This is a genomic window from Xanthomonas sp. NCPPB 2632 (assembly GCF_041228075.2).
Classification (GTDB): domain Bacteria; phylum Pseudomonadota; class Gammaproteobacteria; order Xanthomonadales; family Rhodanobacteraceae; genus Luteibacter.
Window position 1 is genome coordinate 3,608,713 of record NZ_CM192979.1, and the last position, 13,744, is coordinate 3,622,456.

At 67.9% G+C, this 13,744-nt stretch carries 12 protein-coding genes; 3 read left to right on the plus strand and 9 right to left on the minus strand.

What is annotated here, in order from left to right; all coding sequences use genetic code 11:
• Window positions 1-98: 98 nt before the first annotated feature.
• Entirely contained in the window at window positions 99-872 is a 774-nt protein-coding gene (locus AB8808_RS15355; RefSeq protein ID WP_369930502.1) for an IclR family transcriptional regulator, read from the plus strand.
• On the opposite strand, the gene queA is transcribed toward AB8808_RS15355, so the two are convergent.
• The 8 genes from queA to AB8808_RS15395 form a co-directional block, all read right to left on the minus strand.
• Complete coding sequence (gene queA / locus AB8808_RS15360; protein WP_369930503.1) at window positions 869-1,903, minus strand: tRNA preQ1(34) S-adenosylmethionine ribosyltransferase-isomerase QueA; 1,035 nt, start codon at window positions 1,901-1,903, stop codon at window positions 869-871. The genes AB8808_RS15355 and queA overlap by 4 nt on opposite strands.
• 56 nt (window positions 1,904-1,959) lie before the next feature.
• Complete coding sequence (locus AB8808_RS15365) at window positions 1,960-4,332, minus strand: hypothetical protein (protein ID WP_369930504.1); 2,373 nt, start codon at window positions 4,330-4,332, stop codon at window positions 1,960-1,962.
• A complete protein-coding gene (locus AB8808_RS15370; protein WP_369930505.1) occupies window positions 4,329-5,534 on the minus strand; it encodes a DUF3142 domain-containing protein in 1,206 nt (401 codons plus the stop codon). The genes AB8808_RS15365 and AB8808_RS15370 overlap by 4 nt, the downstream gene beginning before the upstream one ends.
• Window positions 5,535-5,647: 113 nt before the next feature.
• Window positions 5,648-6,250, minus strand: a complete 603-nt coding sequence (locus AB8808_RS15375; protein WP_369930506.1) for a response regulator transcription factor — start codon at window positions 6,248-6,250, stop codon at window positions 5,648-5,650.
• Complete coding sequence (locus AB8808_RS15380; protein ID WP_369931271.1) at window positions 6,247-7,374, minus strand: sensor histidine kinase; 1,128 nt, start codon at window positions 7,372-7,374, stop codon at window positions 6,247-6,249. Before AB8808_RS15380 ends, AB8808_RS15375 begins: the two co-directional genes overlap by 4 nt.
• 5 nt (window positions 7,375-7,379) lie before the next feature.
• Entirely contained in the window at window positions 7,380-8,591 is a 1,212-nt protein-coding gene (locus AB8808_RS15385; protein WP_369930507.1) for a sensor histidine kinase, read from the minus strand.
• A 6-nt stretch (window positions 8,592-8,597) separates the two neighbouring features.
• On the minus strand, window positions 8,598-9,377 hold the full coding sequence (locus tag AB8808_RS15390; RefSeq protein ID WP_369930508.1) for an ABC transporter permease: 780 nt from the start codon (window positions 9,375-9,377) through the stop codon (window positions 8,598-8,600).
• Window positions 9,374-10,294: an ABC transporter ATP-binding protein gene (locus AB8808_RS15395; RefSeq protein ID WP_369930509.1), complete on the minus strand. Its 921-nt coding sequence runs from the start codon at window positions 10,292-10,294 to the stop codon at window positions 9,374-9,376. Before AB8808_RS15395 ends, AB8808_RS15390 begins: the two co-directional genes overlap by 4 nt.
• Before the next feature lie 202 nt (window positions 10,295-10,496).
• Between AB8808_RS15395 and AB8808_RS15400 the strand changes: the two genes are divergently transcribed.
• The gene (locus tag AB8808_RS15400) at window positions 10,497-12,002 is read left to right on the plus strand and encodes an aminotransferase class III-fold pyridoxal phosphate-dependent enzyme (RefSeq protein WP_369930510.1); all 1,506 of its coding nucleotides are present in this window, start codon (window positions 10,497-10,499) and stop codon (window positions 12,000-12,002) included.
• A 183-nt stretch (window positions 12,003-12,185) separates the two neighbouring features.
• Here AB8808_RS15400 and AB8808_RS15405 read toward each other — a convergent pair whose 3' ends face one another.
• Entirely contained in the window at window positions 12,186-12,617 is a 432-nt protein-coding gene (locus tag AB8808_RS15405; RefSeq protein ID WP_369930511.1) for a hypothetical protein, read from the minus strand.
• 407 nt (window positions 12,618-13,024) lie between these two features.
• Here AB8808_RS15405 and upp point away from each other — a divergent pair, with 407 nt between their 5' ends.
• A complete protein-coding gene (gene upp, locus AB8808_RS15410; protein ID WP_285404585.1) occupies window positions 13,025-13,660 on the plus strand; it encodes a uracil phosphoribosyltransferase in 636 nt (211 codons plus the stop codon).
• Window positions 13,661-13,744 lie beyond the last annotated feature (84 nt).

The window sequence follows — 13,744 nt, forward strand, 5'->3', positions numbered from 1 at the left end:
CTGCAGCATGGCACGCCGGTATCGATGTATATACACGCCCGCACGCAGCCACACGCTAGACTTGCGTTGCACCGTTTCTGCCCATGCCACGGAATGCCATGCCCCCTGCCGATTCGCCGAAGTATCGCGCCCCTGCCCTGGACAAGGGCCTCGACATCCTCGAACTGCTCGCCCGTGCGACCCAGCCGTTATCCATCGCCGAGATTTCCGAAGGCGTGGGACGCTCGCGCGGCGAGATCTTCCGCATGCTCCAGGTGCTCGAGGAACGCGACTATATCGCCCGACCCGACGGCGAGGGAGCCTACTCGCTCACGCCGCGCCTGTTCCGGCTGGGCATGGAACAACCACCGGTCAGGAACCTGGTCGAAACCGCGATGCCGGTGATGCACCGGCTGGCCGAGGGCATCGACCAGTCATGCCACCTCGTGGTGCCCTCGCAGGAGCAGATCGTGGTGATCGCGCGGGTCGATCCGCCCGGCGAGACCGGCCTCGTCGTACGCGTGGGCCATCGTCGCCCCATGTCGCATTCCGCGTCGGGCTATGTGCTGCTGGCCTGGCAGACCGACGATATCCGCGAGCGCTGGCTGCGCACCATGGCCGCGCACGATCCGGCGCTGGACCGTGCGCGTGTGGACGCGACGGTGGCGAAAGTACGCGCCGCGGGCCTGGCCCGCATCGCCAGCGAAGTGGTGGATGGTGTCACCGATCTCTCGGCACCGATCATCGAAGGCAACCATGCGGTATGCGCCCTCACGGTGCCTTTCATCGAACGGCGCGGCGCGAGGATCGACATCACGGCCACTGCCCGCCTGCTGGTGGACGCCGCGGCCGAGGTGTCACGCGAGCTGTCGCACGGCGTGCCGGGACTCTAGCCGCCGCGCGGCGGGTAGATCAGCATCGCGTCGCCGTAGGAGAAGAAACGGTAGCGTTGCAGCACAGCGTAACGGTAGGCATCCAGGATCGTTTCCTTGCCCGCCAGCGCCGAGACCAGCATCAGCAGCGTCGATTGCGGCAGGTGGAAATTGGTGATCAGCGCATCGACGCTGGTGATGGTGTAGCCGGGGAAGATGAAGATCTGCGTCTCGCCGGCGAACGGGCGCAACACGCCCTCCACCGTGGCGCTTTCCAGCGCGCGCACCACCGTGGTGCCCACCGCGATCACCCGCCCGCCCGCCGCCCGGGTGGCGCGGATCTTCTCCACCAGTGCGGCCCCCACGTTCAGCCATTCGCGGTGCATGACATGGTCACGCACATCGTCCGCACGCATGGGTTGGAACGTGCCGGCACCCACGTGCAGGGTGACGTAGCCCATGTCCACCCCAACGTCGCGCAGGCGTTGCAGCAGGTGCTCGTCGAAATGCAGGCCGGCGGTGGGCGCCGCCACGGCACCCGGCTCACGCGCGAACACGGTCTGGTAGCGCTCCATGTCGGACTGATCGGCGCTGCGCTCGATGTACGGCGGTAACGGCATCTCGCCCAGGCGCGACAGCAGCCGCTCCAGCGGCTCGCCCGACTCGAAGCGCAGCAGGAAGAACTCGCCGTCGCGTCCCAGCACGGTCACCATGCTGCCGTCGGCCAGTTCGATGCGGCCCCCTTCCTTCGGCTTCTTGCTGACGCCGAGCTGGGCCCGCGCCTCGTGCGCACCGGTGACCCGCTCGATCAGGATCTCCACTGCGCCGCCCGACTCCTTGCGGCCGTGCAGGCGGGCCGGCAGCACGCGGGTATCGTTGAACACCAGCAGGTCGCCCGGGCGAACCATCTCGGGCAGTTCGTCGAACTTGCGATCCTTCTTGCTGTGTGCCGCCACGTCCACCACCAGCAGGCGGCTGCCCGAGCGCCGCGCCAGCGGTGCCTGGGCGATCAGGTCGGGCGGAAGGTCGAAGTCGAAATCGGATTTCTTCACGGCGGGTACGGCATCGGGAGCGGGTGGGGATTATCCCCCATCCCGCTCCCGGCCGTTCAGGCCACCGTCCGGCGACGGCGCCTGCGGACGATCAGGGCACCGATGGCCGCCACCAGCGCGACGAGCACGACGATCTCGATCACCAGGTGCTTGCGCACGAACTGCTTGACCGCCCTCACCTGCTGCGCGCGCTTGAGTTCACGTGCGCGATCGAAATTCGGCGGCTCGCAGTTCATGCCGAAGTTGTCGGCCCACGCGACATGCGGCCCCTGCTTCACGTAGCGCTCGTAATAGATGCGGGCACGGCGCGACCGTTCGTTGAGCGGTTTATCCGCTTCGCCATCGGCGGCCTCGTCGTAATCGGGCGGGCCCTCGCGCATCCAGCGGGTGGCCATGCACAGCGTGGCCGCAAACGCCTGCGAGCGGGGCGGCAACAGGTCCGCCGCGGCCACGGCGTGGTCGGCCGCCACGTAGCGGTAGTGGAAGCGACGATCGGGCTGTGCGTTGCTGTCGGCAAAACGTTGCCGCTCGCCGGCGGTCACCAGGTCGCCCTTGAGCGTCGCGGCCGACTGGCCGCTACCGCCCTGGAACACGCCGCCGTTGTCCGCGAAATCCGGGGCCTGTTCGAAGCCGAGGATTTCCATGCCGTGGTCGCGCGCGACCGTCGCCGCGGCGAAGCGGGCCTCGGCCTTGCCGATATCCGTCCAGCGGTGATCGCCGTCGTGCACGTCGTCGGCATAGGCCTTGGCCGTGGCACGCAGGTCCACCTCGGCGTAGCGCTTGTCCACGCCCGCCGGGAAATAGGCCAGCGCGTCGTCGAAGCGCCCGGCACGCATGAGCCTGCGCGCCAGCATCCAGCGCAGGCGGTCGCCGAACAGCAGAGAGGCCGCCGTCACGTCCTTGTCGTCGGCCTTGGGCGCCGCCGACGCCGTGGGTACGTTGGCGTCCACGAACGTCTTCAGTTCATCGACGGTGAGCACGCGCTCGCCGATGTACATCGTGTCGTTGCCGTAGCCTGCGCCCGCGCTCTCGCCATCCTCGTCGACGACATTGCCGTCGCCGCCGACCGCCTTCGACGCCTCGAACATGCGCGTCATGGCCTCGACGTAGTCGCCACGCGAGAGGGCCAGCACCCCGCGCTCGCCCATCAGGCGATGCACGCTGTCGGGTTCCATCGAGGCCTTCGGATCGTCGGCACGCGGAAACGCCTTCGCCGCCTCCGCATAGGCCTGGGCGGCCGCGTTGCGATCGCCCCGGCGCAGCGCCAGCTTGGCGCGTACCCAACTGGCCAGCGGGCCGTCCGCATGCGCCAGCAACGCCTGCGCGGCGTCATAGCGGCCCAGCTCGTAGGTGAGCGAGGCCAGGCGATCGGCCGCGGCCACCTTGCCCGGGCCGGCCTTGTCGATCGCATCGAGCAAGGCGCCCAGCACAGGATCGGGCTTGCCGTCGGTAGACTGCGGGGCCACCCTGGCCAGCGCATAGGCGACCAGTAGCCGCTGCGACACCGGACCGTCCACCAGCGCCTGCGCCTGCTCGGGCACGGCCAGCACCGCGCCGGCGATCGCCGCCAGCGATTCCACCGCGCCGCGTGATCCGTGCCCGGCCTGGGCCGCATACGGCGCGATGGCGTGCTTGAGGTCGTTGGGCGCCAGTTGCGCCACGCATTCCTCGCCCTTGACCATGTCGACCCAGAGGCAGGCGGTGTCGCCGACATACAGGCTCAGGCGCGCTTCTTCGCCGAAACTGGCCACGGCAAGGCCCTGGGCATCGGACGCACCCGCGAGCACGCGGGCGCGGGTGTCCTGGAACGCTTTCGCCGCCGCGGCACGCTCCGTCGCGAAGGCGGGTGTGCCGGTAGCACCGGCCGCGCGCAGGGCATGCACCTCTCCCAGCATGTACGCCGCCCACGCGCCACGCGCCTTGGAGGATTCCGGTGGCAACGCCGTCACCGCCTCGAACTGCGCCTGCGCGCTGGCCAGGGCGGCCGCGTCGAAGGTCGCACACGGCGGCTTGCCGCTCGGCTGGCCGTATTCGTTTTCCGGTGCGGCGGGGCACGCCGCGGTGGCACGGTTCCACTCGACCGCGCCCGCTACGTAATGGCGTACGTCGTCCGGCAGGTCCTTGCCGGCATCGAGTGCCTCGGCCGCACCGGCCGACGCCATGATCGCCTTGACCCGCTCGGCCTGGTCGGCCGGCAGGTCCGGCTTGACCGAAGGCTCCTCGAACGGTGCCGTCTCCACGGCGGCCAGCGTGTCCGTGGCCGGCAGCAGGTGCGCCGCCTCGAAGGCGAAGGTGTTCTGCGGCACGGCGGCCAGCGTGTCCGCGCGATCATCCAGCGTCTGCGTCGGGAACCAGGGCCCGCAGGCCCAGGTGACCGCGCCGGCCAGGGCCAGCACGCAGCCGATGGCGAGCGAATGGGTCTTCATCATGAAAGCGGCGCTCCTTCAGCGCTGAGGGAAAGGATGGATGGCGTACCGGCCGGGCAATGCGCCCAGCCGATCGCCCGTTGCGCTTGTGCGGGTAACGGTCGTGCCTGCCGCGACACCAGCTCGAGACCATCCCCGGTGTGATGCACCACGTAACCATCGATGCCGTCGGCGACATCGCAGCCACGCGGCAGGGTAACCGACAGCGGCGGCGCCATGTCGATGCCACCGGTGTTTTCCAGCACGACATCGGCGGCGGCGCCATCCTTGCCCGGGCGCAGCATGGCACGCAGGGGCGGTGCGTCGAGGTGGCCGGTGACGACACCCCGCCACGTCGCCAGGCTCCACGCCCGGCGATCTTCCGCCGTGGGCAGCCGGAACCAGGCGAAGCCGACCAGGCCACGGGGACGCTGCGCGGCCAGCCGATCGACCACGCGGCGAACGGCCAGCGGCGAGGCGTAGAGCTCGGACGCCGCTATGCCGGCGGCCCGCAGGCCCTGCTCGCTTTCCACGGCGAGCATCGACCCGTCGGCGTTCCAGCTCACCCGCGAGCCGTACGTCGGCAAGGCCACGCGGAACGGCTTGCCCGTATGCCGCGCGAAGTCGTCGATCCAGCCCAGTGCCACCGCGGGATCGAACAGGCCCGCCTGCGGGGCCTGCACGGCATGCACCTGCAACACGGACGCGTCGGGCACGGCGAGCAGGTCGTCGAGGTCGGCCGAGCCGGTCCAGGTCGGCAATGCCGTGATCGACAGCGGCGTGTCGCCCAGGGCGGGCTTGAGGCGGCGCAGGAACGCCGTGTACGCGGGCAAGCGTGCCGTGGGGCAGTCGTAGTCGATCTCGATGGCCGCCGCGGGCAGCGACGCGTCGCGGGCGATGCCGACGATGCGACTCACCAGCCCGGCTTCATCCAGCCGGGCAAGCCGCCCGTCGATGCGCACGACCAGGATCGCCGGGCGTCCGCTGGCGGCCAGGGCCGCGCGGTCGGGCGCGAACGTGTGAAACGTGCCGTCGCGGTCGGCCTGGGCGACAAGCACGCGCCAGTCGCTGACCAGGTCGCGCGAGGCCATGACCGACGCGCCCAGCGACGGTGTCCACTGCCGCTGCCAGATATAGGCGTCGTGGGTGAGCGGCGCTTCCGCATGGCGGCATGCGGACGCGATCAACGCGAACGACACGGCCACGGCCCAGCGCAAGCGACGCATCGAACGTCGACGGGCGTCACGGCGGACTGGCGGCATCGGGGCATGCATCCGTTTCGGTTCCCTGGCGCCGTGGAAGCGCAAGCCGTCATTCTAACCGTCTTGCGTTGCACCGCTCACAACCAACCCTTCTGCCGGGCCAGTCGATATGCCTCGATGCGATTGGCGGCACCCAGCTTGCCGATCGCTTCGGAAAGGTAATTGCGCACCGTGCCGTGCGACAGGTTCAGTTGCACACCGATGTCGCTTGCCGACTGGCCCTCGCCGGCCAGGCGCAATACCTGCCGCTCGCGATCGTTCAACGGATCGGCATCCGACCAGGCTTCCAGTGCCAGCTGCGGATCGATGGCGCGACCGCCCCGGTGCACCTTGCGCAAGGCCTCGGCCAGGTTCTCCGCCGGGGCATCCTTCAACAGGTAACCGCTGACGCCGGCGTCCAGGGCGCGGCGCAGGAAGCCGGGCCGCGCGAACGTGGTCACGATGACCACCTTGATCGGCAGTTCCTGCCGGTGCACGCGCTGCGCGATCTCCAGGCCGGTCAGGCCCGGCATCTCGATATCGGTGACCAGCACGTCGGGCTTGAGCCGCTGCAGTTCACGCCAGGCGGTTTCACCGTCGGCCGCCGTGCCCAGCATCTCGATATCGGATTCCAGTCCCAGCAACGCGGACAGCGCACCCCGGACCATCGCCTGGTCTTCGGCCAGCAACACGCGGATCATGCGGTGTGCTCCAGCAGGCCGCATGCCGCGACCATGTCGATGGTCAGCGTGGTGCCCTGCCGTGCCGGCGAGGCGATGGCCAGCCGGCCGCCGACGCGGCTTATCCGCTCGCGCATGCCGGATACCCCATTGCCGTGTGCCGCCAGACCGCCGCAGCCGTTGTCCGTGATGCGCATCGAGAAAGCCCCTCCGTTCCGGGTGATGACCACACATGCCTCGGTGGCACGCGAATGACGATGGATATTGGTGACGGCCTCGCGCAACACGAGGGCCAGCTCGGCCTCGGTGGCGGGGGCCAGTTCGAGGCGATCGGGCAGCGTCACCTGCAAGGCGATACCCGAGACTTCCAGCATGAGGCGCGCCGACACCAGCTCGCTCGCGAGATCGCCCGCCCGCAAACCGCTGACCGCGCTGCGGACCTCGCTCAATGCATGCCGGGCGACGCGCTCCACTTCTTCCATCTCCTGCTGAGCGCGGGGCGGGTCGACAAGCGCGAGACGCCGGGCCAGTTCGGATTTGAGCGTGATCAGCGACAGGGTGTGGCCGAGCAGATCGTGCAGGTCACGGCCGATGCGTTCACGCTCGGCCAGGGTGGCCAGCCGCTGCACCTCCGCCTGCGACAGCCGCAGCGCGACATCGCTACGTGCACCGCGGGCGTACAGGTAATTACTGCATCCAGAGACCAGGCTGGCGCCGAGCACGACCCAGACATGCATGTAGGGAATGCCGAAGCACCACGCCCAGACAGCGGTCAGCAACGTGGCCGCCGCCGTCGCAACCAGCCAGTCGACCGGCCGGTGCGCGAACGCCAGCAGCGACAGCCCGATTACCACATAGCCCAGCGATATCGGATTGACCGGCCAGAGCGCGAAGCCCAGCACGACGATGGCACCGGCATGGAACCGCAACCGCGATTGCGGCCCGGCAAAGACGCCGAGCGTGCAGGCAAGGTAGACGAGCACCGAGGCCAGTGTCGGACCCATCCAGTGCCAGCTGAAACCATGCGTGACCAGCGGCCCCTGCATCAGCCCGACGAGCCACAAGGTCTGCACCCCGGCTTGCCAGCGCAGGTAGGTGGGCGAACGGAAGCTCGCCAGCAGCGAATCGGGATGCACCCGCGGCATGAGCGTCACGGGGCGAGCCCGGCATCGGTGGGCAGCTCGCCGCGTGGCGGCGCCGCGAGCCGGTCGGCGGGCGTCAGCGGTATCGCGATGCGCACCCGCGTGCCTTGCGCGCGTGCGGACTCGAAACCGATGGACCCGCCCAGCTTGCGCACGCGCTCACGCATGCCGCAGATGCCGTTGCCTTCGTCACCGACGCCCCCCTTGCCGTCGTCCGTGACGGTGAGCACCAGCGTCCTGCCCTCGATCCCGACATGCGCTTCCGCGGTGGATGCCCGCGCGTGGCGATGCACGTTGGTGATCGCCTCGCGCAGGATGAGGGCCAGTTCGGACTCGATCCGCTCGGGCAGCACGGGCAGGCCGCTGGTGTATTCGAAGCCGACCATCGACGCATTCAACAACAGACGCGCCGACGCCAGTTCCGCGGCCAGGCCCGACGCACGGATGCCGGTCACCGCCGAGCGCACTTCCGCCAGCGCGTGCCGCGCCACCTGTTCGGCTTCTTCCATTTCCCGTCGCGCGGCCGCCTCGTCGCGATCCATCAGGCGCCGTGACAGTTCCAGTTTCAGCGTGATCAGCGACAGGGTGTGACCGAGCAGGTCGTGCAGGTCGCGGCCGATGCGCTCGCGCTCGGCCATCGCCGCCAGTCGGCGCACCTCGTCATGGGACAGTTTCAGTTCGGCATCGCGCTGCGCGTTGAAACGGTAGATGACGTTGATCGCCCCCACGCACAGCGCGATGAAACTCAAGCCGGCGATGATGGCCGGCGGCCAGTCGTGCAGCAGGTAGGCCACCAGCACGAAGCTGCCCAGGATGGCGCCCATGCCGCTCAGGGATCGACGCGGCGATCCCTCGAAGCCGACGATGGCGCAGGCGTAGATCACGTAGCAACCGCACGCGCTGGCGTTGACGTCCATGACCGCGAAACCGAGCAATGCCGACGCCGCGGCGAACCACGGCGTCAGGCGCAGCGACTGCGTATAGGCGAGCACGTAGATCACGAGGAACACGGGAAACGAGATGCCGGTGACCAGCCACCAGTGCGGCTCCAGCGTCTTGGCGAACGCCAGGTCGCCGAACGCATACACCGTCCAGACCAGGTGGAACAGGCTGGCAAGGCGCAGGCGCGGCTTGTCTCGGAAGCGGTTCCAGAGCGAGTCCGGCGTCGGCGTGAACCACGAGCGGGGCATGCGGGCATCCGAAGACAGGCGGGCGTTCATGCTACTTCAACCGTGCCGGCGCAGGCGGCGTGCCGCCAGCCAGAGGAAGGCGCCGGTGAAGGCGGCCAGCACGCTCACGTGGATCGCGTTGCCGCCGTCGCCCAGGCCCACCACGGACAGGGCCAGGCGGTCGAGGTGGTAGGCCGGCCACAGCGGCGCGATCGACTGCAGGAACCCGGGCAGCACCGGCAGCGGGATCCACAGGCCGGACAGGAAGGCCATGGGCAGGTAGATGAGGTTCACCACGCCCGGCGCGCCCTGCCCTTTCACCAGCGTGCCGATCAACAGGCCCAGCGCGCAGAACGGCAGCACACCGAGCACTTCCAGGACGAAGAACGCAGCAAGACGCGACACCGGCAGCGACACCCCGGCCACGAAGGTGGCCAGGCTCATCAGGATGATCGAGATGATGGCGGCGACCAGCATGGCCATGCACATCTTGCCGAGCAGGTAGGCACCCGGCGGCATCGGCAAGGCGCGTTTCAGCGTTAGCAGGCCCGAGTCGCGCTCCAGCGCCAGCGACACGCCGAAGCCGAACAGCCCGGGCGCCATCACGCCGAAGGTGCCGTACGACGCCAGCAGGTAACGCGGTGCGTCGGCGCTGTTCGCATGGGACAGGAATATTCCGAACATGATGTAGAACACCGACGGAAACAGCAGGGTCGGCAGGAGGAAACCCGGGTTGCGCAGGTAGCGCAGGCATTCCGCCTTCGCTTCCTGCACATAGGCGTTGACGACACGGCGACCGCTCATGACCGGCGCGGCGATGCTCTCGATAGTGTTCATGCGGCCTCCTGGGCCATGGCGCAGGTCTCGGATTCACGGGTGATTTCGGCGAACGCTTCGGCCAGGCCGGCGCGCTGCACTTCCAGTTCGGACAGTCCCTCGTCGGCGGCGAGCAGCCGGCGCACGACGCTCTCGGCATCGGCGGTGGCGAGGCTCAGGCGACCGTGTTGCAGTTCGACGGAGGCGACACCCGGCCAGGCGGACACGGTGGCGATATCCGTGCGGGTCACACAGCGGACGCGACGCACCGCCACATGGGCACGCAGCGCATCGACGCTGCCTTCGGAGATGACCTTGCCGCGAGCCACCACGCAGACGCGATCGGCCAGCGCTTCGGCTTCCTCCAGGTAGTGCGTAGTGAGCACCACTGCGCAGCCGCCGGCCACCAGCGTGCGGATGGACGACCACAGCGATTGCCGAGAGGCGACGTCCATGCCGACGGTCGGTTCGTCGAGGAACAGGATCTCGGGGCGCCCGGCCAAGGCCATGGCGAACTGCGCACGACGCTGCTGGCCGCCGGACAGGTCGGCGTACTTGCGGCCCATCAGGTCCGTGATGCCCGCCAGGGCGGCGCACTCGGCGATGCCGCGTGGTTCGGGGTAGTAGCTGGCGGTGACGGTCAGCAGTTCACGCAGCTTCAGCGTGGGTGGCAGGCTGGCCGACTGCAGCATCACGCCGATGCGTCGACGCGCCTGGATGTCCTGGGGATCGCGACCGAACAGGCTGGCCGTACCGCTGTCGGCGCGGATCAGGCCCAGCAGCAAGCCGATGCTGGTGCTCTTGCCGGCGCCGTTGGGACCGAGCAGGGCCAATACCTCACCCCGGTGGATGGAAAGATCGATGCCGTCGAGCGCGACGACGTTGCCGTAGCGTTTGCCGACGCGATCCAGACGTGCAATGCAGGTGTCGTTGTTCATGAGTGTCCTCCCTTGCGTCGCACCATATTCCGCGGCAACCCCTTGACGGCAGTCGCTTGCGTCATTGTGCGGATGTGACAAGCGTCACCCGGGGGTTACGGGGCAAAAAGCCGCATGCTATGCTGGCTCATTAAACCCTTTACATATAGACACTTAGCGGCAGTGCCGCGTCATCCAGTGCGACAAGTACCAGGAGTGGGTTATGGACGTGATCGGTCTTCTGCATGAGCTTCGCGACTTCGGTGGTGCCGCGCGCACGCGGGGCCTCCCCGACGCGGTGGTTTCCCGTTTCGCCGCCACCGATCCCGCGCTGGTGCAGGCGGTCGAGGATGCCGCGGCCTATCACCGTGCGCTGCGCACCGACATGGCCGACTTCCTGCGCCTGGACGAAGTGGCGCAGATCCACCAGTTGCAGGCCAGCCTGGTCAACTTCTATCCGGACGACGGCCTCAACCCCTATGTGCCGGCCGCCGCGCGCGGCCCGTGGGTGGTGACGCTCAAGGGCGCCGTGGTGCACGACAACGGCGGCTACGGCATGCTCGGCTTCGGCCACAACCCGCAGGCGATCATCGACGCGATGTCGCGTCCGCAGGTCATGGCCAACGTGATGACCGCCAACGTCGCCCAGGTGCGCCTCTCCGATGCGCTGCGCCGGGAACTGGGCCACACGCGTGGCGGCAGCCCGTACACCCGTTTCCTCTGCCTGAACTCCGGTTCCGAATCGGTGACGCTGGCCGGCCGCATCGCCGACGTCAACGCCCGCATGATGACCGACCCGGGCGCACGCCACGCCGGTCGCACCATCAAGCGCCTGGCGGTCAAGGGCGCGTTCCATGGCCGCACCGAGCGCCCGGCGCTGTATTCCGACTCCTCGCGCCGCAACTACCAGCAGCACCTGGCCAGCTTCCGCAACGAGGACACGCTGGTCACGGTGGAGCCCTACGACGTGGCGCAACTGCGCGCCGCGTTCGCCGAAGCCGACCGCCAGGGCTGGTTCATCGAGGCGATGTTCCTCGAGCCGGTGATGGGCGAAGGCGATCCGGGCCGCGCGCTCACGCCCGATTTCTATGCCGCCGCGCGCGATCTCACCCAGGCGCACGGCACGTTGCTGCTGGTCGATTCGATCCAGGCCGGCCTGCGTGCGCACGGCGTGCTTTCCATCGTCGACTATCCCGGCTTCGAGTCGCTGGACGCGCCGGACATGGAAACCTTCTCCAAGGCGCTCAACGCGGGCCAGTACCCCTTGTCCGTGCTGGCCGTCACCGAGGCCACCGCCGACCTCTACCGCAAGGGCATCTACGGCAACACGATGACCGCCAACCCGCGCGCGCTCGATGTCGCCGTGGCCACGATGGCCGAGCTGACCGACGAGGTGCGCGAGAACATCCGCGCCCGCGGTCGCGAGTTCGTGCAGAAACTGGAAGGCCTGAAGACCGAACTGGGCGGCCTGATCACCAAGGTGCAGGGCACGGGCCTGCTGTTCTCCTGCGAGCTGGCGCACGAGTTCAAGTGCTACGGCGAAGGTTCCACCGAGGAATACATGCGCGAGCGTGGCGTGGGCGTCATCCACGGCGGTGCCAATTCGCTGCGCTTCACGCCGCACTTCCGCGTCACCAGCGCCGAGGTGGACCTCATCATCGAGGAAATCCGCCATGCGCTGAAGGAAGGTCCGCGGCGTCAGGTGGCGGCCTCTACGCGAGCGGCGTAATAGCGGTCGCCGGTTGGCCGGTTGCGGCGGGGCCGTGACCGGGTTGGCCCTTGGGGCCTTCGGCGCTGGCCTTCGGCGCGGGCTGTAGGCTCATTGTCGCGAAGACCGGGAACTGAGCAGCCCTCAGCTCAGGCGGCCCCAAGGGCCAACCCGGTCACGGCCTCGTACGGCGAGGTTCGTGGATCAACCGCGAGGCCTGGCGGGAATTCTGACAATCGCGCAGAAGATCAGTCCGGAAAGTAGACCAATAAACAAGCCGATCCCGGTTTGCTGAATCAGCGCGTTCAATTCGAATGACTGGTTACTGATCAGCATGGCGAGTGACACGAATACGATCGCGCCAATGATGCACGAACCTCCACACACATAGCTTCCAGCCAGCTTGTTCCGTCGAACCAGGACGGTCACCCACGGCCAGCCGAGGGCGAACATGGCCAGACAACCTGTGGGCAGCCCAAACAGATAGATGAATAGCAGGGATCCCGTCCAAGACATGCTTGGCCGGTTGTATCCCATCGCGAACGAATACAAAGCATAGGCAAGGAAGAACGCCAGAGGGGTCACTAGTGGCGTGATTACCATGCCTAGCCAGAGAACGTGTCGGGCGATCATCATGGATAGCATCCCAGCGACGTAAGTAATCCTGTTTAATCCTCGCATTTATAGCAGTAGTTGATCATTCAGGGATCGTGCCCTCTCATCCGTCGCTCGTATGGCGCGGCGATGAGGCGCAGGGTGGCCACACTCTGCGCTCGAAAAGTCGCGAGCGTTGCTTTCCCAGCCCGCAACCTCAGTCGTCAGGGAGGTGTCGGGTGGTCATCCTCTGAGCGAGTTCGGCCGCTTGCGGCCGCTGCCCGAGCGCAGAGGGTGACCGCCCGACGCCTCCTCCCCGGCAACGCGCGAAGAACCCTGCATCTATGGCCAAATCCGAACGCTGCTTCCGCAACCGCCGTGACTGGCTATCCGGCCACCCACCCCTAACATGCAAGAATAGATACACCGCCCACCATCCCCACCCGCCCATGAAAATCGTCGAAGTCCGCCACCCCCTCATCCAGCACAAGCTGGGCCTCATGCGCGTCGTGGGCATCAGCACGAAAGAGTTCCGCGAGCTGGCTTCCGAAGTGGCGGCGCTGCTGACGTACGAGGCCACGGCGGACATGGAGACCGAGACCAAGACCATCCAGGGCTGGGCGGGCCCGGTGGAGGTCACCCATATCAAAGGCAAGAAGGTCACCATCGTGCCTATCCTGCGCGCGGGCCTGGGCATGCTCACCGGCGTGCTGGAGATGATCCCGGCCGCCAAGGTCAGCGTGGTCGGCCTGCAGCGTGACGAGGAAACGCTGGAGCCGGTGGCCTATTACGAGAAGCTCAGCGGCGGCATGGACGAGCGCACGGCGATCATCGTCGATCCCATGCTCGCCACCGCCGGCACGTTGGTGGCTACCGTGGACATGCTCAAGGCGGCCGGCGCGAAGCGGATCAAGGGCCTGTTCCTGGTTGCCGCGCCCGAAGGGCTCAAGCGCATCGAGGCCGCGCATCCGGACATCGAGATCTATGTGGCCTCCATCGACGAGCGGCTGAACGAGCTGGGCTACATCCTGCCGGGGCTGGGCGACGCCGGCGACAAGATCTTCGGGACCAAGCAGAAGACCTGACCGCGCCACCCCCTTAAACACCAGCTGATCCACGGCTATCCGTAGCCGTGCATGCCGCTGTCATAAAATGGCGTCACACTAGGG